The 24,589-nt window shown below is 39.8% G+C and carries 17 protein-coding genes and 1 tRNA gene; 13 read left to right on the top strand and 5 right to left on the bottom strand.

Going from position 1 to position 24,589, the window contains the following annotated elements; all coding sequences use genetic code 11:
- Positions 1–82: 82 nt before the first annotated feature.
- From mfd to TY03_RS05260, 4 genes are all read left to right on the top strand, one after another.
- Positions 83–3,442, top strand: a complete 3,360-nt coding sequence (gene mfd, locus TY03_RS05270) for a transcription-repair coupling factor (RefSeq protein WP_042368008.1) — start codon at positions 83–85, stop codon at positions 3,440–3,442.
- A 104-nt stretch (positions 3,443–3,546) separates the two neighbouring features.
- The gene (gene feoB, locus TY03_RS05265) at positions 3,547–6,030 is read left to right on the top strand and encodes a ferrous iron transport protein B (RefSeq protein WP_042368007.1); all 2,484 of its coding nucleotides are present in this window, start codon (positions 3,547–3,549) and stop codon (positions 6,028–6,030) included.
- Positions 6,031–6,051: 21 nt separating this feature from the next.
- Positions 6,052–6,270, top strand: a complete 219-nt coding sequence (locus TY03_RS22815; protein ID WP_074434138.1) for a FeoB-associated Cys-rich membrane protein — start codon at positions 6,052–6,054, stop codon at positions 6,268–6,270.
- Positions 6,271–6,322: 52 nt separating this feature from the next.
- Positions 6,323–6,393: transfer RNA gene (locus TY03_RS05260), tRNA-Cys, on the top strand.
- A 412-nt stretch (positions 6,394–6,805) separates the two neighbouring features.
- Here the strand turns inward: TY03_RS05260 and TY03_RS05255 are convergent.
- From TY03_RS05255 to TY03_RS22150, 4 genes are all read right to left on the bottom strand, one after another.
- A complete protein-coding gene (locus TY03_RS05255) occupies positions 6,806–8,191 on the bottom strand; it encodes a retropepsin-like aspartic protease (protein WP_042368005.1) in 1,386 nt (461 codons plus the stop codon).
- A gap of 86 nt (positions 8,192–8,277) precedes the next feature.
- On the bottom strand, positions 8,278–8,403 hold the full coding sequence (locus TY03_RS23195; RefSeq protein ID WP_394330880.1) for an integrase core domain-containing protein: 126 nt from the start codon (positions 8,401–8,403) through the stop codon (positions 8,278–8,280).
- A complete protein-coding gene (locus tag TY03_RS23190) occupies positions 8,375–8,512 on the bottom strand; it encodes an integrase core domain-containing protein (protein ID WP_394330879.1) in 138 nt (45 codons plus the stop codon). Before TY03_RS23190 ends, TY03_RS23195 begins: the two co-directional genes overlap by 29 nt.
- Positions 8,513–8,539: 27 nt before the next feature.
- Entirely contained in the window at positions 8,540–8,773 is a 234-nt protein-coding gene (locus TY03_RS22150; RefSeq protein ID WP_081713052.1) for a DDE-type integrase/transposase/recombinase, read from the bottom strand.
- 115 nt (positions 8,774–8,888) lie between these two features.
- Here TY03_RS22150 and TY03_RS05245 point away from each other — a divergent pair, with 115 nt between their 5' ends.
- On the top strand, positions 8,889–9,422 hold the full coding sequence (locus TY03_RS05245; RefSeq protein WP_042368002.1) for a hypothetical protein: 534 nt from the start codon (positions 8,889–8,891) through the stop codon (positions 9,420–9,422).
- A 285-nt stretch (positions 9,423–9,707) separates the two neighbouring features.
- On the opposite strand, the gene TY03_RS05240 is transcribed toward TY03_RS05245, so the two are convergent.
- The gene (locus TY03_RS05240; RefSeq protein ID WP_042368000.1) at positions 9,708–10,313 is read right to left on the bottom strand and encodes an RNA polymerase sigma-70 factor; all 606 of its coding nucleotides are present in this window, start codon (positions 10,311–10,313) and stop codon (positions 9,708–9,710) included.
- Positions 10,314–10,514: 201 nt separating this feature from the next.
- Between TY03_RS05240 and TY03_RS05235 the strand changes: the two genes are divergently transcribed.
- The 8 genes from TY03_RS05235 to TY03_RS05200 all read left to right on the top strand — a co-directional run bounded on the left by TY03_RS05235 (position 10,515) and on the right by TY03_RS05200 (position 24,528).
- Positions 10,515–11,495 carry a FecR family protein gene (locus tag TY03_RS05235; RefSeq protein ID WP_042367998.1) on the top strand — a complete coding sequence of 327 codons (981 nt, stop codon included), beginning with the start codon at positions 10,515–10,517 and terminating at the stop codon, positions 11,493–11,495.
- Positions 11,496–11,793: 298 nt separating this feature from the next.
- Positions 11,794–14,058, top strand: a complete 2,265-nt coding sequence (locus TY03_RS05230; protein ID WP_042367996.1) for an alpha-N-acetylglucosaminidase — start codon at positions 11,794–11,796, stop codon at positions 14,056–14,058.
- Between the two features lie 49 nt (positions 14,059–14,107).
- A complete protein-coding gene (locus TY03_RS05225; RefSeq protein WP_081713051.1) occupies positions 14,108–15,922 on the top strand; it encodes an alpha-L-fucosidase in 1,815 nt (604 codons plus the stop codon).
- Between the two features lie 39 nt (positions 15,923–15,961).
- Positions 15,962–17,047 carry a glycoside hydrolase family protein gene (locus tag TY03_RS05220; RefSeq protein WP_052332400.1) on the top strand — a complete coding sequence of 362 codons (1,086 nt, stop codon included), beginning with the start codon at positions 15,962–15,964 and terminating at the stop codon, positions 17,045–17,047.
- Between the two features lie 217 nt (positions 17,048–17,264).
- Entirely contained in the window at positions 17,265–17,798 is a 534-nt protein-coding gene (locus TY03_RS05215; protein WP_042367992.1) for an RNA polymerase sigma-70 factor, read from the top strand.
- A 53-nt stretch (positions 17,799–17,851) separates the two neighbouring features.
- On the top strand, positions 17,852–19,015 hold the full coding sequence (locus TY03_RS05210) for a FecR family protein (RefSeq protein WP_042367990.1): 1,164 nt from the start codon (positions 17,852–17,854) through the stop codon (positions 19,013–19,015).
- Positions 19,016–19,126: 111 nt separating this feature from the next.
- Positions 19,127–22,591, top strand: coding sequence for a TonB-dependent receptor (locus tag TY03_RS05205; protein WP_042367988.1), 3,465 nt, complete (start codon positions 19,127–19,129; stop codon positions 22,589–22,591).
- A 20-nt stretch (positions 22,592–22,611) separates the two neighbouring features.
- Positions 22,612–24,528 carry a RagB/SusD family nutrient uptake outer membrane protein gene (locus tag TY03_RS05200; protein ID WP_042367987.1) on the top strand — a complete coding sequence of 639 codons (1,917 nt, stop codon included), beginning with the start codon at positions 22,612–22,614 and terminating at the stop codon, positions 24,526–24,528.
- Positions 24,529–24,589: the final 61 nt, after the last annotated feature.

Genomic DNA, 24,589 nt, shown 5'->3' with positions numbered 1-24,589 from the left:
TTCCGTTACTTACGAAAGATAGTAGATTAAAACTACGTATTATTTAGTACTTTTGCACGCAATTTCAATCCATTGTTTCGTTATGACTATTACCGAACTGCAACAATTATACGCCACTCATCCCCATGTGGCAGCTACCATTCAGTTATTGAATGAACCTTCCGTTCGACATCTGTTTTGCGGCGGCTTGCGTGCTTCTGCCGGTTCGCTCTTTGCGGCTTCGCTGATCAAGGCACATTCATCTCCTTTCGTCTTTGTACTGGGCGATCTGGAAGAGGCGGGTTACTTCTACCACGACCTCACGCAGGTGATGGGTACGGAGCGTATTCTGTTTTTCCCCTCCTCGTTTCGTCGCGCCATCAAATACGGCCAGAAAGATGCTGCCAACGAAGTATTGCGTACCGAAGTGCTGAGCCGCTTGCAGAAGGGAGAGCAGGGGCTTTGTATCGTGACCTATCCCGATGCGTTGGCCGAAAAGGTTGTTTCGCGCCAAGAGTTAAGCGATAAGATGTTGAAGCTCCACAAGGGCGAACGGGTCGATCTGACCTTTATCACCGACGTATTGCATAGCTACGGCTTCGAGTATGTAGACTATGTATACGAGCCGGGTCAATATGCCGTGCGTGGCAGCATCATCGACGTGTTCTCTTTCTCGTCCGAATATCCGTATCGTATCGATTTCTTTGGCGATGAGGTAGACAGCATCCGCACCTTCGAGGTCGACTCGCAGTTATCGCACGAGAAGAAAGAGGATGTGGTCATTGTTCCCGATCTGGCTGTGTCGGGCTCGGTCAGTGCCTCGTTTCTTGATTTTATTCCCGCTAGTACGTTGCTTGCCATGCGCGACTTTCTTTGGTTGCGCGAACGCATCCAGACCGTATACGATGAGGCGTTGAGTCCGCAAGCACTCACCGCTCAGGAAGATGGGGAGAATGGAGGCATGAAGCTCGAAGGCAAGTTGATTGACGGAAGCGAATTTACCTTGCAGGCACTCGATTTCCGTCGGTTGGAGTTTGGCAATAAACCGACCGGTGTACCCGATGCCACGGTGACGTTCGATACCACCGTTCAACCTATTTTCCATAAGAACTTCGACTTGGTAGCCCAATCGTTTCTCGACTATCAGGATAAAGGATATTCGATTTATATCTGTAGCGATAGCGTGAAGCAAACCACCCGTATCCGTACTATTTTCGAAGACCGGGGCGATCAGATTTCCTTTACCGGCATAGAGCACACCCTGCACGAGGGGTTTGCCGATCATACATTGCGCATGTGTGTGTTTACCGATCATCAACTGTTCGACCGTTTCCATAAATACAACCTCAAGAGCGATAAGGCACGCATGGGCAAGGTGGCTCTTTCGCTCAAAGAACTCAATCAATTTACTCCCGGCGATTATGTGGTACATACCGATCACGGTGTGGGGCGTTTCTCCGGTTTGGTACGTATCCCCAACGGCGATACCACCCAAGAGGTGATGAAGCTTGTGTATCAGAATGAAGACGTTGTCTTTGTATCGATTCACTCGCTGCACAAAGTCTCCAAATACAAAGGAAAGGAGGGCGAAGCTCCCCGCTTGAACAAGCTCGGTACCGGTGCTTGGGAAAAGCTGAAGGAGCGTACCAAAACCAAGATCAAAGACATTGCGCGCGACCTGATAAAGCTCTATTCGCAACGTCGCGAAGAGAAGGGGTTTGCGTACAGTCCCGATAGTTTCTTGCAACGCGAGCTCGAAGCGTCGTTTATCTACGAAGACACCCCCGACCAGAGTAAAGCCACTGCCGATGTGAAACTCGATATGGAGCGCGATCAACCCATGGATCGTCTGGTCTGTGGCGATGTTGGCTTCGGGAAGACCGAAGTAGCCATTCGCGCAGCTTTCAAGGCTGTGGCCGATAATAAGCAAGTAGCCGTGTTGGTGCCTACCACCGTACTGGCCTATCAGCACTATCAAACCTTTCGCGAGCGTTTGAAGGGCTTGCCTTGTAGAGTCGAATACCTGAGCCGTGCCCGTACCCCTGCACAAGTAAAGGCGGTGCTAAAGGGACTGAAAGAGGGCGAAGTAGGCATTCTTATCGGTACGCATCGTATCTTAGGCAAGGATGTACACTTCAACGATCTGGGACTGCTGATCATTGACGAAGAGCAGAAGTTCGGCGTATCTGTAAAGGAGAAGCTGCGTCAGTTGAAGGTCAATGTCGATACCCTCACCATGACGGCTACACCCATCCCCCGTACCCTTCAGTTCTCGCTGTTGGGTGCACGCGATCTGAGTGTGATCTCTACGCCTCCACCCAACCGCTATCCGATACAAACCGAACTGCATACCTTCAATGAAGAGCTCATAGCCGAAGCGATTAACTTCGAGATGAGCCGCAACGGGCAGACCTTTTTTGTCAATAACCGCATAGCCAACCTGCCCGAGCTGAAGGCGATGATTCAACGTCAGATACCCGACTGCCGCGTGGCTATCGGTCACGGACAGATGGAGCCTGCCGAGCTGGAACAGATTATTCTCGGTTTCGTCAACTACGATTACGACGTACTGCTGGCCACTACCATCATCGAGAGCGGCATCGATATCCCGAATGCGAATACCATCATCATCAATCAGGCTCAGAACTTCGGTTTGAGCGACCTGCATCAAATGCGCGGACGTGTGGGGCGTAGCAATAAAAAGGCATTCTGCTACTTATTGGCTCCTCCGCTCGGTAGTCTTACAGCCGAAGGACGTCGCCGCTTGCAAGCCATCGAGAACTTCTCCGATTTGGGTAGTGGTATTCATATCGCCATGCAAGATCTCGATATTCGCGGAGCAGGCAATATGTTGGGAGCCGAACAAAGTGGCTTCGTTGCCGACTTGGGCTACGAAACCTATCAGAAGATATTGAACGAAGCCGTACGCGAACTCAAAACCGACGAGTTTGCCGATCTGTATGCCGAAGAGATCAAAGCCGACGGAACCATCACCGGCGAGCAGTTTGTCGATGAATGTCAGGTGGAGAGCGATCTGGAACTGCTGTTGCCGGCCGATTACGTAACGGGTAGTAGCGAACGCATGCTGCTTTATCGCGAACTTGACGGACTGACACTTGATAAAGAGGTCGATGCATTCCGCGAACGGTTGGTCGACCGCTTTGGACCCATCCCACAAGAAACCCAGGAGCTGCTTCGCATTGTTCCCCTTCGCCGGTTGGCAGCCCGTTTGGGTGCCGAACGAGTGTTTCTGAAAGGCGAACGCATGACCCTCTTCTTTGTGAGCAATCCCGATAGCCCGTATTATCAAAGTCAGGCCTTTGGTAAGGTGATAGACTATATGATGAAATACACCCGACGTTGTGATTTGCGCGATCAGCAAGGAAAGCGAAGTATGTTGGTAAAAGACGTTCCGAATGTAGAAACAGCAGTTAGTATCTTGCAGGAAATAGTATCGTTATAAGCCCTCTCAGTGGCTTGTGAATGCTTGCTATTTAAAAACAATCTAAATAATTTGCTCGCTACAAAGTAATCTTTTATCTTTGCATCAACTAAAGAGAACAGAGTATGCGCTTGTCCGAACTGAAAACAGGAGAGAAGGGAGTCATCGTCAAAGTATTGGGGCATGGTGGCTTTCGTAAACGTATTGTAGAGATGGGTTTTATCAAAGGTAAAACGGTAGAAGTACTGCTGAATGCCCCTTTGAAAGATCCTATTAAATATAAGGTATTGGGATATGAAATATCCCTTCGCCGGCAAGAGGCCGATATGATCGAGGTCATTAGCGAACAAGAGGCTGCATTGCAAACTCAGGAGCGCGATTATCATCAAGGCATCAGCGAAACCATCACTTCGGGAGATGAGAAACTGAAGCGTATTGCCTTGGGCAAGCGTCGTACTATTAATGTAGCCTTGGTGGGTAACCCCAACTGTGGCAAGACCTCTTTATTTAATCTCGCCTCAGGATCTCACGAACATGTGGGTAACTACAGTGGAGTGACGGTCGATGCCAAAGAGGGATATTTCGATTTTGAAGGCTATCATTTTAAGCTGGTCGATCTTCCCGGTACGTATTCCCTTTCGGCCTATACGCCCGAAGAGATCTATGTGCGCCGCCATATTATCGACGAAACGCCCGATGTGATTATCAACGTAGTCGATGCCTCCAACCTCGAACGTAATCTTTACCTCACAACTCAGCTTATCGACATGAACGTACGCATGGTGATTGCACTTAATATGTACGATGAGCTCGAAGCGAGTGGAAATACATTGGATTATCGCCTGCTTAGTAAGCTGTTCGGTGTGCCGATGGTACCTACTGTTTGTAAAAGAAGTTTGGGGGTCGATCATCTTTTCCATGTGATTATCAATTTGTACGAAGGTGCCGACTTCTTAGATAAGAAAGGCAACGTAAATCCAGAGGTAGTGCGCGAACTCCAAGACTGGCATCGCCTGCATGTCGACGAAGAGCATCACGAAGAGCATCTCGAAGATTACATCACAGAATCTCAATCCGGACAGCGTGTTTTTCGTCATATTCACATCAATCATGGACCCGATTTAGAGAAAGCCATTGATGCAGTCAAAGAAGAAATTTCGAAGAACGAGGCTATTCGTCACAAGTATTCTACCCGTTTTCTGGCCATAAAGCTACTGGAGAACGATCCTGATATTGAACGCATGATTCAATCGCTGCCTAATAGCCAAGAGATCATTGCCAAGCGTAATAAGTTATCCAAACGGATAGCCAACACGTTGGACGAAGATTGCGAATCGGCCATTACCGATGCTAAATATGGCTTTATCAGTGGGGCATTGAAAGAGACTTTTACCGACAACCACCTCGAACAAGCGCAAGCGACGAAAGTACTCGATACCATTGTTACTCACCGCGTTTGGGGATATCCTATCTTCTTCCTGTTTATGTATCTGATGTTCGAGGGTACCTTCGTTCTGGGGCAGTATCCGATGACAGCTATCGAATGGCTGGTTGGCTCGTTGGGCGATCTGATACGAAACACCATGAGCGAGGGAGCATTTAAAGACCTGCTGGTCGATGGAATTATCGGTGGAGTAGGAGGTGTTATCGTTTTCCTGCCCAATATTCTGATTCTATACTTCTGCATTTCGCTCATGGAAGATTCGGGCTATATGGCTCGTGCTGCTTTTATCATGGATAAACTGATGCATAAGATGGGGTTGCACGGAAAGTCGTTTATCCCTTTGATTATGGGCTTTGGCTGTAATGTGCCTGCTATTCTGGCTTCGCGCACCATCGAAAACCGCAAGAGCCGCCTTATCACGATGCTCGTTAACCCGTTGATGTCGTGCAGTGCCCGTTTGCCTATCTACCTGCTACTGGTTGGTGCATTTTTCCCTAATCATGGTAGTTTGGTGTTATTGTCTATCTACCTCATTGGTATTCTATTGGCTGTGCTGATGGCTCGTTTGTTCAGCCGTTTTTTAGTGAAAGGCGATGATACTCCTTTTGTGATGGAGCTTCCACCTTATCGAATGCCTACCATGAAGTCCATCTTCAGGCATACTTGGGAGAAAGGTGCCCAATACATTAAGAAGATGGGAGGTATCATTATGGTTGCTTCTATCGTGATTTGGTTTTTGGGCTATTACCCCAATCACAATGATTATGATACGGTATCCGAGCAGCAGGAGAACTCCTACATCGGTCAGATAGGCAAAGGAATCGAACCGGTTATCAAACCGCTTGGTTTCGATTGGAAACTTGGTATTGGACTGCTTTCGGGTGTGGGAGCGAAGGAGCTGGTGGTAAGTACTCTGGGAGTGCTTTATACCAATGATACCGAAACCGATGCAGTGAGCCTTGCCGATCGTATTCCGATTACTCCGCTGGTAGCCTTCTGTTATATGCTGTTTGTGCTCATTTATTTTCCTTGTACCGCTACGCTTGTTGCTATAAAGCAAGAGTCCGGCAAATGGAAATGGGCTCTTTTTACGGCGGCATACACTACTGCTTTGGCTTGGGGGCTTACCTTTGCTGTTTATCAGATAGGAAAGTTATTTATATAAAACGAATGAAAGGAGATTGATATGAGTTTTAGTTGGCAAGATTGGGTGGTTGCCCTATTAATAATAGCTTGTGTGGTTCGTATTGCGTTTAGTGTTCGTTCTTTTTTTCGTAATTCGAAAGAAAATAAGAACCCTTGTTCGAGCTGTGCAAGTGGCTGTGAATTAAAGAACCAGTTCGAAAAAAAGCAGCAACAATGCAGGGATAGCCGACCATCAGCAAAGAAAAAATGCTGCGGATAGTTGTCCTCTTACATAAATTGTACTATCTTTGTCATTGTAAACGAGAAATCAGGGTTCCTTGGCCGAGTGGCTAGGCACCGGTCTGCAAAACCGTCTACGGCGGTTCGAATCCGCCAGGAACCTCAAAGAAACCTCCAAAACTGCTTTTAATAAGGAGTTTCGGAGGTTTTTCTTTTGTTTATTGAGTGTTTTCTTTTGTGGCTGACATTTTCAGGCGTTACACCACTAAAAGATACTATCTCTTTTAGTGTGATTTTATTTTTTAATATAGGGCAGTGTTTCGCTTTACATAATGCTGTTTGGGTGTGTCGCAATGAATTCCTAATAAAGATTATATCTCATAAATAAAAATATTATATTGAATAAAATATATTTATAATTAGAAAGACCATTAGAATCTCCATATGGTAGTAGATGCCTTAAAACATTGATCTGAATTCTCACGAAGACTTTTCATAGTATTACGAACCAGTTCCTTATCATTTAAGAAGGTATAGTATAATCACAGTTAGTTTCGCTTCCATATCTTTATTATTTATTCAATAGCTTCAAGCCGCATATTATCTAAATCCAATAATACTCTTTTCCCGATTTTTTTGAAAAAATCGTAACCTATTATTCCATCAAGATATTTCCATGGGTGTAAAGTATATATTTTTACGGAATTCTCCGTAGGAGGAAGCATTGGTTTGTTATTAAATTCTAGCATAGGATTACAGACGATTTTGTATGAGTCATCATTCCATAACCGATGAGCCATCATTATATAATATGGTTCCGTCTTCACAATAGCAGATGGTATATCGTCACGATATTTTTTATAGAACAAAGTATCGATTGTGATATAGTTGTCAAAACCTGTGTCAAGCATACCAATGAAGTCTTTTTCATTTAGTTTTAAATGCGTATACAAATAAGATGTATAAATGAACAAATTAGATTCTATCAAAGAATTCAAATGATAGTCAGTAATCGGAAAAGAGAGCTTTTGATTCTCATAATCTATTAAAAATTTTCCAATTAATTTCATTATTGGTAATCCGATAGCTGAGCTAACCGTATTCATATATATGGAATCTATTTGGGCAACATCTTCTTTTCTATTTTTTATAGAATCAGGAAGAAATACGGTAATATCATGTTCAAAAATAGTGGTAGGTACATTATAAACGATTATATTTCCTATTTCAATAGAATCAACAACTGTTTGTTTCATAAGTACTTCAGTATCATTAATTACCCCTTTACTCATCTCGAAAACAGCGCATTCCAATCCAAGGTCATCAGCTTTTTTTCTATTCATTATGTAATGAAAATCACATCCAGTGTCTATAAGTATCTTTTGCGCTATTCCATTTATTCTCGTATCTACAATTAATCGTGCTTCATTAGTATCTAAGTTCACAAAATTATTCACACCCCTCCGCTTTATTTTTATTGGAAGTTGATTTATTAATTGTTTCAAATAATCCACGCGAGTTATGTTTCCATTTCTCCATAAAGTAAGTTCTTTCTCATCCAAGTTATAAGGGTTATCTATTAAATGTTGTACCATACGTTTATGAGTATATACACTTTTTTCATAATTTCTTAAACTAACAGCATATATATCAAATAATCTAGCATAAGCAAACATCGTATTATCTCCAAACATATCTGGATAATCAATCAATATTTTTTCCATATAGATAGCCGCACTATCATCTTTGTTCATGAACTGTGCCATTTGAAACTTATAGAATAAATCCATATCCGGACTTATCACATCGCATATTTCTTTATATAGTTTTCTCGAATCAAAGTATTTTCCTTCATTCAACAAGGTATTAAGTTCTTGTGATTTATCCTCCTGTCCATACAAAATATATGGAAAAAATGCAAGAATGAAATATGCTAGCATGTAAATTTTATTATCTTTCATATTTACAATGTATTTTAGGGATTAATAAATTGAGATGCTTCAATAACAGTTAATGTCAGCTTCCCTTTTTTAGGGCAATACTTATATTAGACTGCTAAGTTAATAATTTTATTATCTATTTTGCACTTTCTTCTGTATTCATTGGGTGACATGTCACCCAATGAATGGTGCGGACGAGACTCATTATAGTCCTGCATCCACTTCTGAGTTATTAGTTAGTGTCCTAAAAATATATGCGTCTACCCCCCCTCTTCGATAACTACCATTGAAGCGCTCTACATAACTGTTTTGTATAGGGTATCCTGGTTGGGTATATTTTATTGCTATATCATTGGCTTTACACCAATCCTAGAATTTATTTGCAATAAAATCAGGGCCATTATCGCATCTTATCGCTTCGGGTTTTCTCTTAAGCCATATTACTTTCTCCAATATTCTTATAACATGTTCTGCCGGCATTGATATTGAGATCTCTTGAGCTAAAACAGAGCGATCAAAATCATCCAATATATTCAATACACGAAACTTACGACCGCACTCCGAACTATCACTCACAAAGTCCATTATTAACCCTGCATTCATACCGGTTCTTTTTATTTGGTGTACTTTAGGCTTTTCCCTATCGGTAAATATAGATTTTACTAATTGATTATGATTTTACTCTATTACTTTTGTTCTAAACAAAAAACAAAAAGTCATGAAGAAGATATTATTGATTCTATTAGCAACACAGTTTGCTCTGGCTGCTCAATTAACACCAATTTACGGTATTAATGTTATTGAAGATAACGATGTATACTCTATGGTGAACCAGAAAAAGATGCGCGTTACCAAAGACATTTTGGGAAACTTTACCGTCGAAGACAATCAAGGAAATAGGAAGAAGATTACCAAAGATATTTTTGATAATATAACGATTGAAGACAATAATGGCAAAAGAACCAGAGTCACCAAAGATATTTTTGATAATATAACGATTGAAGACAATAATGGCAAAAGAACCAGAGTTACCAAAGATATTTTTGATAATATAACGATTGAAGGCAATGATGGCAAAAGAACCAGAGTTACCAAAGATATTTTTGGTAATATAACGATTGAAGACAATGATGGCAAAAGAACCAGAGTTACCAAAGATATTTTTGGTAATATAACAATAGAAGGCAATGAAGGCAATCGGACAAATGTTACCAAAGATATTCTGGATAATCTCACTATCTACGATGACTAAAATTCATCCGGTATTTATTTTTCTATACATATGAAATTTTCGTACCTTTATAAGAAGTAATGCTATGTTGTTGATTATCAATAAATAAAGAAGTGCGTACTCTTTGTAGCCAAGAATACGTACTTCATTCACTAATGATTAGTATATATATGCATCATAAAGTACGTACTCTTTTTATCAATGATTTATAACTATTGTTTTAACTCTTTTCGTGAATTGAAAATAGCATACAATTTATCTCTGAGTAGCCGCTTCTCTATTTAGCTTTCTTTGTTGGAGATTACCTTAGAAGACAGTAAATAGAGTGTCGCATACATAGAGACAGACGATAATGTCCATCAAGTTGAGTTTAATTAAATGATTGCGTAGCTCGAATAAAGCTTTTCGTATATGTCCTTCCACTGTTTTCTCGCTGATTTTTAGCTTCTCTGCTATTTCTTTATTTTTTAAATTATCTTCTCTACTTAGCTGAAATACCTTTTTGCATTGTGGAGGTAGCGTGTTGACAAAAAAACGGATTTCCTGTGTGATTTCCTTTAATAATAAAGAATCTTGCTGATTATAACTGACAATTTTTTGATGAAGTGCATACTCGATATCTTTATCATCAATACTTTTTTCTTCGTGAATAGAGTTGAGGTAGGTTAATGATTTATTGAGGGTCGCTTTATAGAGATAAGGCTTTATTGATTCACTGAAATCGAGTTTATGCTTCCGTGCCCATAGTGCCATAAATACGTCTTGCACGATATCTTCGGCAACCTGTTTGTCATTGACGTATTTATAGGCAAATGCCAATAGCGAGCTATGATAAGTCAGGAATAAATCTTCAAAAAAAATAAGATCCTGATTTAAATTGCCATTTGGAATTAGCCTGTGGGTTATTTTCATAATATTGAAAGATACAATTAACTATATTGATGTTGCAAAAGTACATGATAATTTTTTAAATTCTCACATTAGGTTATGAAAATGTGTGATAATATCTTTTTTTGTTGTAACTATAGTCTGTTTGTTGTTTAACATTTATTATGAGCTTCAAACCGAGGGGTAATGACTTGATTGATGTGATACATATAAATGAAACTAAATATGGACGAAATCATACTCAAATATTTAACTGAAACGGCCACAGAAGAAGAAAAGAAAATGCTTTTGAAGTGGTTGGATCAATCGGAGGAGTCGCAAAAATATTTCTTTGAAATTAGAGATTTGTGGCTTACTTCTAATGCCTCTTATCCTCATATACTGGAGGACAAAAAAGCTTTTGTTCGATTTAAAGAAAGAGTGATGGCATACGAGAAAATTCGTTTTCAACGGCACTTACCGACCGGTTTACTGAAAGTAGCCGCTTCTGTAGCTATTTTAGTATTATGTTCGGTTGGAGGCTATTTTATAGGACATCATACCAATCAAACGCCACCGACTATTTTGATGAATCAATGCTTTTCGGGTGATAACAATAAAACGATGTTTACATTACCCGATGGAACTTCTGTGTGGTTGAATAGTAATAGCCGACTCGTTTATCCCGATAAGTTTGAAGAGGGAGCTAGAAGAGTAAAATTGGAAGGAGAAGGCTATTTTGAAGTAGCTCATAATCCTGCTTCTCCTTTTTATGTTGAAGTGAACAATCTTGCTGTAAAGGTCTTAGGTACTCACTTTGATGTGCAAAGCTATAAACGGAAAAGTATTTCTGAAGTTATTTTATTGTCGGGTAAGGTAGAAGTTGATTTGGAGGGGAGTAAAAAAGTTATATTGGCCCCTAATCAGAAACTGACATTGAATAAGAAAGGGGGAGAGTATATGGTAGAGTCTGTAGATGCTGCCGAATATGTACTGTGGAAAAACAAAAAGATGGTATTTGATAATGAGGAGTTAGGCACTATTTTGAGAAAGATGGAGCGTTGGTATGGAGTTCAAATCTCTTGTGAAAAGGGTCTCTCTTTAAAATCTCCATATTCTTTGATTATCAGAGACGAACCTAAGGAAGAGATTCTGAATCTGCTATCTATTATTGCCCCGATTAGCTACACCATTCAGGATGATAAAGTGTTGGTCAGAAAAAAATAGAGTTCCCATAAGTAAAGATAATGATTTATGTGTTGATTTGTTAGCCTATGTAAATATAAATGCAATATAAAAAATCAGGTCAATGCCTGAGTATTGACCTGATTAAGTATCCGATAGAAAATCACTCTCTCTTTTCGACGGGCGAGAGTACTATATTTAAAATCAGAATAATACAAATGTATGAAAAATAAATTCATAAAAGAGAAGAACTTATTTTTTCTTAACATTAATTTATTCAAGAAGAGTCAACTAATTACTGCTTCCCCGTAGAAGGAGGCTTTATTGAAAAACCCAAAAAATGAAACTACAGTTATTTGCTTTCTTCCTGTTATTAAGCAGTCTGCCTGCATTATCGAACGAACGCCCAATTAAAGTCATCTACGATTTGATAGAGAGAGTAACCCCTGGATATGGTATGCAGTTTAAGCTGGAGATAATACCCTCGGACAGAGAGAAGGATGTGTACGAAATAGCCTCCGAAAAGGGTAAAGTCGTACTTAGAGGCAACAATGCTGTTGCACTGGCTACCGCTTATAACCAATATCTAAAATATACATGTAATGCGCAGGTGTCTTGGATGGGAGATCAGTTGAATTTACCCAAAAGACTACCTTTGCCACAAGTAAAAGTCCGCAATACGATTAACGGAAAGCATCGGGTATATATGAACTATTGTACGGTGAGCTATACCTCGTCGTGGTGGGATTGGAAACGCTGGGAACGCGAACTTGATTATATGGCGATGAACTCTATTAATATGCCTCTCTCAGTAGTTGGATTGGAAGCCGTATGGTACAATACTTTGTTAAAACATAAGTTTAGCGATGAAGAAGCTCGCCGTTTCTTAGTCGGACCTGGATATTTTGCTTGGCAGTGGATGCAAAACCTACAGGGCTATGATGGTTTGTTGCCTAAATCCTGGATTGACCGGCATATTGTTTTGGGAAAACAGATTATCAATCGTCAGTTGGAATTGGGGATGCAACCCATTCAACAAGGGTTCTCCGGTTATGTTCCTCGAGAGCTGAAAGAGAAATATCCTCAAGCAAAAATACGTATTCAACCATCTTGGTGTGGCTTTAAAGGAGCTGCACAATTAGATCCTACGGATTCGCTCTTTACTACTTTCGGGCGTGATTTTCTAGAAGAGGAAAAGAAGCTTTTTGGAACCTATGGGGTGTATGCAGCAGATCCTTTTCATGAGAGTAAACCTCCGGTTGATACTCCCGAATATTTAAGTGCTGTGGGGCATTCCATCTATAATTTGATTAAATCATTCGACTCAAAAGCTATATGGGCTATGCAGGCATGGAGTCTACGCGAACCTATCGTCAAAGCAGTTCCTAAAGACAGGTTATTGATTTTGGATTTGAATGGAAATAGAAGTGCACAGAAGAATGCTTGTTGGGGATACCCTATAGTAGCAGGCAATTTACATAACTTTGGCGGACGTATCAATTTGCATGGCGACTTACGCTTGGTATCCGCCAATCAGTATATTAAGGCTACGCAGCAATCACCCAATGTTTGCGGATCCGGATTATTCATGGAAGGTATCGAGCAAAACCAGGTTTATTACGATCTTGCGTTCGAAATGCCTTTACACCGTAACGGAATAGATATTGAGGAGTGGTTGCGTCGTTATGCCGAACGTCGTTATGGTGCAACTTCCGAAAAGGCTCATCAAGCCTGGTTGTACCTTTTAGAAGGCCCATATAAACCGGGAACGAATGGTACAGAACGCAGTTCTATTATTGCCGCTCGTCCTGCGCTGAATGTAAAAAAGTCGGGACCAAATGCCGGGTTGGGGATTCCTTACTCTCCTTCATTGTTAATAAAAGCTGAAAAGCTACTATTAGATGAGGCCGACAAATTGAAAAAATCAGACTCGTATCGTTTTGATATTGTCGATGTACAGCGCCAAATGATGTCGAACCTGGGACAAGCGATTCATAAAAAAGCGGCAGAAGCGTTCTATAAACGCGATCAAAAAGCATTTAGACTCCATAGCAACCGTTTTTTAGAATTGATGGGTGATGTAGATGCTTTATTGCGAACCAGAGAGGAGTTCAATTTCGATAAATGGCTTACCGATGCAAGGAAATGGGGGAAAACCGAAGAGGAGAGTAATTACTTTGAGAAAGATGCTACTTCGCTCGTTACGGTTTGGGGAGCCGATGGCGATCCGCTTATCTTTGATTATTCTTGGCGAGAATGGACCGGGCTTATCGAAGGCTATTATTTGAAGCGCTGGGAGATGTTCTACAAGATGATAGATAGTTGCCTTACGTCCGGTAAAGAATATATCGAAAAGGGATTACCACAAACGCATGAACGAGAATCTTTTAGAGCGAATGAGTTTTATAGTTCTTTGGGTGATTGGGAGTTGAAATACATACATACCTACAACAAAGCCCGTACGCCGATAGTAATGGGTGATGAAGTAGAGCTAGCTCGTAAAATGTTCCGGAAATACCAACTATTGTCTGCTGAATATTATACCCTACAAGTAGAAACAGACAAAATTGAGACTAAGAAAACATTTGAGAATTTAGGAGAATGACAGATTCGACATCGATCTTCTTTTCTAAAACACAGAATATCCAAATAGTATGAAAAAGAAATTAACAACGCTTTTATGCCTCCTGTCCATGGTAGAAGTAGCTCAAGCACAATGGACAATTAAGGAAAGTGAACTTCCAGGTAGTAATTTGGAGCAGATAAGTAAAACCAGTTCCTATCTCGTTCATTCGATGCCGGACAAAGAGTGGGATAGCAGTAACTTTGCTTCTGCCGAAGAGCTCCAATGGTTCAAGGAAGCTAAATATGGTATGTTTATATCATTCGGATTGAGTACCTTTAAAAAGAAAGAGTTGAGTTGGGGAATGGCACAGCGTGTATTGCCGGATAAGGTAGAAAAGAGGGGAGTGTTTCCGCGCGAAGTATGGACTTCATGGGCCGACTCCTTGTCTTTAGAGAAGTTTAGTAAGGAAGAACTTGTCGACATTATCAAACAATCCGGCGTGAAGTATATGGTTGTCATAGCCAAACATCATGATGGCTTTCACCTGTGGGATACAAAATACTCAGATTTTAAATCAACAAACTCACCTTATAAAAAAGATTTTATTCGTGAAGTAGTCGATGCCTGTCATATAGCAGGAATCAAAGTCGGTATTTATTATTCACAACGCGACTGGTACCATCCCTATTATGCTCCGGTAGACCCGGAAGTGGTTGATGTAGTAACTACTCCCCCCTATTTTAAGGTGAAAGACGGCCAAACGCTTAAAGCCGGCAAACAACATCAGAAATACATTGATTATCAGTTTGATGTAGTACGTGAGCTATGTACGAATTACGGTAAAATTGATATGTTTTGGTTTGATGCTAACTATTGGGATGGTATGTTTACAGCCGAAATGTGGGATGCGGAAAGACTTACGCGTATGATACGCAGCCTACAGCCCGGTATCTTAATCAATAATCGGACAGGCGTACCGGGTGATTACGATACACCGGAGCAACGGATCGGTATGTTTCAGAATCGTCGCCCGTGGGAAACATGCATGACGCTTTGCGGCGGATGGTCGTACACTCCTTCTCCTGTAAAATCGGCCTTTACTGTTTTCCAAAAGCTACAATCTACAGCCATAGGCGATGGCAATCTATTGCTTAGTTGGGGGATGAAATGGAATGGAGAGTGGGATGAAGCACAAAAGAACTCTTTCTTAGGTGTGGGCAACTATTTGAGACAGTTTGGTCATTCCATTTATGAAACGAATGGAGGTCCTTGGCTGCCGGACACTTGGGGCGGTACCACTTTCCATGGCAACAAGGTGTATGTGCACATTCTGAAGAGACCGGAAACGAATAAAATCATTTTATCTGATTTGGATGGGATTCGTATAATCGGAAGTAAGGTATTGACCGGACAACCTATTATGAGTAAGCAAGTACCGGGAGGTTTTGAAATCGATATGCAAAAGATGGCAGCCATAGATTCACCGGTTATCATTGAACTCACAGCTAGTAGGGAACTGATGCTTTCGGATGTGCAATCGAAGGAGAAAACGAACGATTTATTTGCTGACGAAAAAGTCTATGGGAAAGTAGTCGCGACTAAAAGCCTCACTTCCGGTAATTCTTTATTGATAGAGCTATCTCAAAGCAAACGGGTGAAAGGAGTGAAAGTAGAGTGTGGAGAGAGTACGCTCGGCTCGGAAATAACACTCTCCTTCTCGAAAGATGGCATCAATTGGGATGCAAAGAAAGCGATTGTTCTTCAACATAAGATATCTGAAATACCCATTACAAGTTATCAAGCCGGTGCCTTGATTGAAGGAGTTGATGCGAGCTATGTAAAGATAGAACTACAGAATACTGTCGCAGAGACACTAAAATGCATGATATATGGAGGTATGTAATCAGATATCACCTAATCTATAAACTTTTAAATAAAATCTATGTTACGATTCTTATTCATTTGGGTACTATTATTGTTTACTAACGCTGTTGGTTATGCACAAACCGATGCGGCCAAGCTTACATATTCGTCTGTACAAACAACAGATGATTTAAACCTCTCTGCCATGATACAGCCAGCCGACCCTGCTTTGTTTGTACGTGATTCTTTGTATTACAACTGGTGTAACTCTATTATAAAAGACGATGAAGGAAACTATCATCTGTTCTATGCTCGCTGGCCCAAGTCGATCGGTTTTTTTTCTTGGCTGACACATTCGGAGATAGCACATAGTACAGCCAATCGACCCGAAGGACCCTATAAGATGGGGCAAACTGTATTGAAAGCCCGCCCGAAAGCTTGGGATGCGATAACAGCTCATAATGTAAAAGTCGAAAAATTTGATAATCGATTCTATATGTATTATACTACTACCAATACAGGATCTGAAAAACTATCGGCAGAGCAGCTATTGGAGGTTGGTAAAACAGGGTATTCTCACAAATATTGGCCTTTATTGCGCTCAAACCAGCGTACGGGAGTAGCTGTTTCTTCTTCCTTGGAAGGGCCTTGGGTGCGTAGAGACAAGCCGATGATAGAGCCTCATGGGGCTATCAAAACTGTTACGGTAAATCCGGCAGTCTGCAAAGGGCACGACGGTCGTTATTACATTATTGTAAAAGGAGACGACATCACAGCGAGCGAACCACGGGCTATACAAGCCATTGGTTCCTCTGATTATCCCGATGGTCCTTTTCTTCTGGAAAACAAACCGGCTTTTGCCGATGTACCTACCGAAGATGTATCGATGTGGTACGATAATATAAGAAAACGTTATTATGCCATTTTTCATGCGCACAAAGCGGATTATTTGGGGCTCATTACATCAGAAGATGGCATTCATTGGAAGCGAGCAAAGCATTACGAAGTGTGCAAGAAACAAATACCGCTCAAAGATGGTACTGTAATGAGGGTAGAGCGAATGGAACGACCATTTGTTTACCAAGAGAATGGTAAGCCGCTTGTTTTAGCTGTTGCAGTAAAAAAAGGAAATGATGCATTCATTGTCTTTTTTCAATTAAAATAAAAATGTTTCTGGTTGCTTGTATCTTAGCATATAACTAAGGAAATTAAATAATATACTTTTTGGGAGATATTTGATCTGGATTGAAGTTATTTCATTACTTTTGCCGTCGACCTTGATCTCTATAGTATATTGTAGATTTATTCTTTTTTTATGTAAGTGGTTGATAGATATGCAATTTGTTCTCTGCTTAGCTTTTGGGATTATATACTAAGATACGATGCTGACACTAAACGAACATACCTTTGAGAAACTATTCCATGAATATTACTCTTTTCTTTGCAATTACGCTTTTCGGTATATTGCCGATCAGCAAATAGTAGAGGATATAGTTCAACGTTTTTTCATTACTCTCTGGGAAAAAAATCACCTCTCTGTTACATCGGATACTTTTTTACCTTATGCCTATCGCTCAATAAAGAATAGTTGTATCAACTACTATAAAGCTGAAAACTGTAGAAACGATTTAATAGCTGTTCTTGCCCAAGAGTGGCAGCAGCAACTAGAATACGATGGGGAGGAAGCAGATGACTTTATCTATAAAAAAGAGGTACAGTTGGCTCTTCATAAACTTCCTCCCAAAACAAAAAAAGTATTTCTGCTAAAATGTATTTCCGAGCTAACATATAAAGAAATTGCCGAAGTGTCTGACATATCGGTCAACACTGTAAAGTATCACCTTAGCGAGGCGTTTCGCATCATGAAAGAGGAGCTCAAAGAACTTTCTTTTTTATTTTTTCTGATTTTTTTCTGATTCTACCTACCCATTTCTTCTTTACGAATTGTCATTGTAGAAAAAGAAGGAATATGAACTCTGCTAAAATACATCAAATCATTCTCTCTGTGCTAAGTAATGAAGCTACGGATGCTGAACGTCATGCATTAGAAGCATGGCTGGAAGAATCTGAGGCGAATCGAAAGGAGTATAGAAGAATAAAACAATTATATTTGATTTCAACTTCTTCCCCCCAAAGTATAGAAGTAGATGTAGATAATGCCTGGAAGCGGGTGCATCAACAAACAATTATCAAGAAACGACGAAGTATCCTAAAAGCCTGGGTTGGTTATGCAGCCATGTTTATAGTACTTTCTTCTATTGGATGGCAGTATTATCAAGAGCGTATTACAGTCAAAGAAACTATGCCGGTTGATATATCTGCTTATGAAGAGCCTACCTTATTATTAGATAATGGAGAGAAGATTGCATTAAATAGCAAATCCTTTTCGATGCAACAAAAAGACGTGCTTATTAAGAATAAAGCAGCTAACAGCCTTACTTATCAATCGGGCAATATTGATGAAGAGAAGCTAGTACAAAACAATCACTTAATTATACCGAAAGGAAAAACCTATCAATTGGTTTTGTCTGATGGTACTTGCATTCGGCTCAATTCAGAAACTGAATTAGTTTATCCTACTCACTTTACAGGCGATAAACGCGAAGTTACTTTGTCCGGAGAGGGCTATTTTGAGGTGGCAAAGAATGCGCAGAAACCGTTTATCGTAAAAACGAATGGGGTTGATGTGCAGGTATTGGGAACTTCGTTTAATGTGTCGTGCTATCGCACAGATAAAACAGTCTGTACTACATTGATCGAAGGTTCTGTTTCTATACTACCTCATAATGGCACTCCAAGACTGATTACTCCCTCCGAACAATGTGTTTACAATAAAGAGGACGAGAAGATGACTGTAAACGAAGTAGATACTGAATTATTCACTTCGTGGATAAATGGAGAATATATATTTAAAGACATCCCTTTGGAAGAAATTATGAATAAACTTCAACGTTGGTATGACTTTTCTGTAACTTATCAAGATGAATCTCTAAAGAACAGGCACTTCTCATTCGTAATAGATAGAACGATCGGTATTGATCGATTACTCGAAATAATCAACTATACATCTGATGTAAAGCTTGAAAGGATTGGAAATAGTATTAACATTAAAAGACAAAGGAGGGCAGAATGACATAGCATCTAATAGTATGAAACACAGAAAGGGATAGTATGGACAAGATGCTACCCCTTAGATACAGATCAAAAAAGAAAAAAATCAGATTAACCTGTAAACTACAAATTTATGGATAAACATGGAATAGAAGGCTTTTTGCGAAGACAAAAAAGCTTAAATCGGTCATTTTTAATAATTTTATTTATCAGCTTATTTTCTTACACTTCATTAGAACTGTCGGCTGTTAACTCTGTTTTTGAGCAACACTACATTTTAAATATATCTTTTAAGGCTACCAAGTTAGAGAGAGTATTGGATGCTATATCTCAACAGTCGGGTATCAGGTTGGCATATAGCAATGAAGAACTAGCTGTTAAATCAATAGTTTCCGTCAATATCAAAACCTCCAATATCCAAGAAGCGTTGAGTGCTGTATTGGGTGACGGATATACTTTCAAGCAAATAGACAACTATATTGCAATCGCTAAGAAAACAAATGAGGGAAACAGCAAATTGGCAGGAGTGCAACAGAAAAAGGGTTATCAGATAAAAGGTTTGATAACCGATGCTGATGGAAATCCCATCATTGGTGCCACAGTGTCAGTTAAAGGCAGTACCACGGGTGTGATAACAGACATTGATGGTCGCTATATTATTGAAGCTGCAGAAGGAGCTACCATTGTGTTTCGTTATATCGGCTATAATACAGAAGAAAAAGTGGTTAAAAAAGAAACAACCATCAATGTTCGTATGATGGAATCTTCAGTCGGGCTCGATGATGTTGTGGTGATAGCTTATGGTCAGCAGAAAAAGAGTAGTGTCGTGGCTTCGATGAACACCATCACGGCTAAAGAGTTATCAATGCCTAACAGAAGCCTAACTAATAATCTGGCAGGACAGATAGCCGGTGTATTAGCTATTCAGCGTTCGGGCGAGCCGGGTAAAGATGATTCACAGTTTTGGATCCGTGGTGTTAGCTCTTTTGCAGGCGGAACTTCACCTTTAGTTTTGGTAGACGGGGTACCACGGCGTATGAATGATATTGATGTAGATGAGATCGAAACATTTACCGTTCTTAAGGATGCTTCAGCTACAGCTGTTTATGGAGCAGAGGGTGCTAATGGTGTTGTGTTGATTACTTCGAAGCGAGGAGAATCACAAAAACCAAAGTTGGATGTACGTGCTGAGTTTGGTATGTCAACTCCGACCCGTTTGCCTAAACTAATGAATTCTTATGACTTTGTTAATCTATACAATGAAGCGAGCTGGGAAACGGCAGGAAATCCTACGTTCAATTACGCGAATCCTTATTCGGATAAAGAAGTAGATATGTATAGAACGGGAGCTGATCCGGATCTTTATCCCAATGCTGATTTTTTAAGCCTTTTGCAAGAACATACTTTTAATGAGCGAGTCACATTGAATTTGCGAGGAGGAGCTGAAAAGGTACGTTACTTTGTATCGGGTTCTTTCTATCATGAAAATGGACTGTTTGATTCAAAAGCGATTGATAAATATGATGCTAATATCGGGCTAACGCGCTATAACCTACGTTCAAACATTGATATGGATGTAACTAAAACAACTCTTTTGTCAGTCGATATCAGTGGGCAGTATCGCGATCAAAGTGTACCGGGTGCAGGTACCGATAAAATTTTTACGAATATGTTCTATTGGGCTCCCAATAGATTTCCTCTTCGTTTTTCTGATGGAACTTTTGCAGATGACAAAATGGAAAATGGGACTAATGGAAATCCATATAACTTGTTAAATGAATCTGGCTATCAGAAAAGCTGGCAAGCTTTTCTCCAGTCTAAAGTAACACTGAAGCAAAAACTTGACTTTGTTACAAAAGGATTATCTGTACGGTTAATCGGTAGTTTCGATGCAAATTATGATTCATCAACCAAAAGAACGAAAAAACCGGAAACTTTTTATATGATATTGAATGATAAAGGAGAGAAGGAAATGATACAGATAACCGCGGGACAACCCGATCTTTCAGATCCAGGAAGCCCGGATACGGGGGGGGAAAAACGTATTTATTTAGAAGCTGCTTTAGATTATCAAAGAACTTTCGCAGAGAAACATGATGTTTCAGCAATGGCACTTTATATGCAAAAAGAGAGACAGGAACAAGGAAGCGGACTGCCATACAGAAAGCAAAGTGTAGTAGCCCGAACTTCTTATGGATATGATAATCGTTATTTATTAGAGTGTAGTTTTGGATTGACAGGAAGCGAAAACTTTGCTAAAGGGTATAGGTATGGTGTTTTTCCTGCGATAGGACTTGCTTGGTATGTAAGTAATGAAGCCTTTATGAAGAAAATGGAAGATGTTGTGAATAAATTAAAAGTTCGTGTCTCATATGGTATAACAGGAAATGACAATGTAGGTAGTAATGTCCGTTTCCCCTATCGAGGTATGTTAAAAACAGACGCTGGTGGATATAACTTTGGATTTGCTGGTGGTACTGGTGGTGGGGGATCTAATAACCCGGGCAAGGGTATTATTGAGGATACATTTGCTGCTCCTTATTTATCTTGGGAAATAGAAAAAAAGCAGAATATAGGTTTGGACTTGGGACTTTTTAGAGGACGAATAGACCTAAGTGTTGACATTTTTAAAAATAAGCGAAGCGATATCTTGATGGCACGTAAAACGGTGAGTCAAGTAACTGGGTTCAGAAAGACGCCTTATCAAAATTTTGGAAAGATGGTTAACCAAGGATTTGATGGGAATTTGGTGGTGAGACAAAGTATTAATAAACTAAACCTTTCTTTTCGTGGCAACATAACCTATGCGAAAAATAAAATAACTGAATATGATGAAGTTCCTCAAAAATACGGTTATCAGAACTATACGAGCCAAAGTTTAGGTAAACCAAAGCTTTACATTGCAGAAGGACTTTATTCGAATAATGATTTTGTGGTTACTGAAAATCCTTTAAATGGAAGTAAGATCTATACTTTAATAGATGGACAACCTATACCGGCAAGTTCGGTAGCGCCTGGAGATATTAAATATGTTGACTTAAATAAGGATGGAAAAATTGATTCTTACGATATGACTTATGATCACAAGTTTTATTCTGCTAATCCTGAATTAGTCTATGGATTTGGTCTAAATGCAGAATATAAAGGTATATATGCCGGGATTTTTTTTCAAGGAGTAAATAATACCTCAATGAATTTGAATGGGGTTAGAGAATTTGTTCCCTTTGGCCGTGCTAGAGATGGGGGAGTAAGAGAAACTGCGATAAATAGTCACTGGAGTAGTTCTGATCCAGACAATCAAAATGTTATATTTCCTCGTTTGCATAACGATTATTTTGATCACAATAACTTGGCCAGTACTTGGTGGTATCGGAATGCTGGGTTTCTTCGTCTGAAGAATGTAGAATTCGGATATAACTTCGACAAGAGGTTATTGACTAAGCTCCATTTGAGCAAAGCTCGAATGTATGTGCAGGGAAATAATTTAGCTGTCTGGGATAAAATTAAAATGTGGGATCCCGAGTTAGGATCGGCTGGTAGCGGGGTTAAATACCCTATCAATAGGACATGGACTATTGGTCTTGAGTTAGGTTTTTAAATGATAAACAAGGAAGTAATATGAAAAAGATAATTATATCTGTTTTTGCAAGTGTAAGCTTGCTTTTTGCTAGTTGTCAGGATTATTTAAATGTTTCGGACGAACTGGCTAGTAATTTGAGCCTCGAGGAGGTTTTTGATAATGTAAATTATACAAGACGTTGGCACGCCAATATTTTTAATTGTATTTCGGAGTATTCTCAAATATTTTGGTCTCCTAATGGGTTGCAAAACCCTTGGGCTAGTTTATGTGGTGAAACAACTGTTTGTTGGGGAGATGCTAAATTGGAAATGCTGAACGGCTTTAATGCCAGTACCAATAAGTTTCATCGTTTTGGACCTCTTTATCAGTATATCAGACAGGCACATATCTTTATAGAAAGAGCAAAGCCTATAGGAAAACCAAGTGACAACGATAAATTAGAAGAGGCCGATATCTTAAGAATGAAATCGGAAGCTAAATTCTTTATCGCTTATTCCTATTTTTCATTATTTGAGCAGTATGGCCCGATTCCAATTTTAACTGGGATTTCTGATGATTCGCAGGTTAGTTTTGATTATCCCAGAGCCTCTGTAGATGAGACTGTAGCATATATTGATGGTCTTTACGAAGAGATTTTGACTGAGAACTACTTGCCCAAAACATTACGAAGAGTGAATGAGATTGGTGAAATTGAAGAGAATATGAACGAAATGGTCCGTCCTACCCGCGCCGTCGTGTTAGCATTGCGTGCAAAACTATGGGTATATGCTGCTAGTAAATTGTTTAATGGAGGTTATCAAGAAGCCGTGGCACTAAGAGATACGGAGGGTAAACAACTTTTTCCAGTAGCTAATAAAGAAAAATGGAATATTGCTAAAAAACATCTTGAAACATTCCTTAAGTTTGCTGAAACTGAGAAGTATGAATTATACCGAGCTTTTAATAAAGATGGTTCTGAAAATTATAGCCAATCAGTTTATAAGGTATTGCAAGATTACAATAGTGAGGTGATTTGGGCTACATCTCAAACTTCTTTAGTTAGTGTTAATGATGGTAAAGATTTGGACATGCGTTGTAGACCTAGTGCCGTTTTAGGCGGTTTTGGAGGTATTGGTGTTTCACAACAAATGGTAGATGCCTTTTTCACAAAGGCAGGATTAGACATTAAAGAAGACCCAACGTACAATGAGACAGGATTTACTGATATTGAGAATCCATGTGCGTATAAGAAACCACAGATTGACAAAAAGGTGTTTAATATGTATGTGAATAGAGAACCTCGTTTTTATCATGCGGTTACTTATCAAGGTAAAAGTTGGCATATTCAACCATCTACTAATTGGCAAGTCGATTTTTCTGTAAATGGAAATACTTCTAATAATATCGCTGGGAGAGAACATTATTCAGGCTATTTATTGTACAAAAAGAATTGCCAAGAACTATATAACAGTGGTTCTTATGCGAGAAAATATGTGCGTCCTTCTATTCTTCTTCGTTTGGCTGATTTTTATTTATATTATGCCGAAGTATGTAATGAAGTCGACCCCTCTGATAGGAATATAATTGACTATTTGGATAAAGTGCGTAGTCGTGCCGGTATTCCTGGATATCGTGAATTGGATGATGCCGGTGTTAAGGTAAATGTGATAGGAAACTATGAGTTACAAGCTTATGCCATTCGTCGAGAACGCCAAGTAGAGTTGTTTACCGAAGGCCAGCGTTATTTTGATATTCGTCGCTGGATGATTTGTGATGTAGGAGAAGAAGCCGATCAGACTGTTTATTATGGAATGAATGTGTCTGGTACTTCAGATAAAGCACCAGGTGATCCGGATTCATTCTTTACTCGTGTTCTTACTCGTAAGCATCAGTGGGTAAGGGCAATGTATCTATATCCTATTCCGCAGGATGAAATTGAAAAGTCACCAAGCTTGATACAAAACCCATTGTGGTAGTATAATAAAAGAATCCTATATGTTTTTAGAATAGTTCAAAAAACATATAGGATTTTAATTT

Source organism: Bacteroides neonati (genome assembly GCF_000499785.1).
Taxonomy (GTDB): Bacteria; Bacteroidota; Bacteroidia; order Bacteroidales; family Bacteroidaceae; genus Bacteroides; species Bacteroides neonati.
Note: the sequence above shows the minus strand (reverse complement) of the source record. Positions and strands in the feature narration are given on the sequence as shown.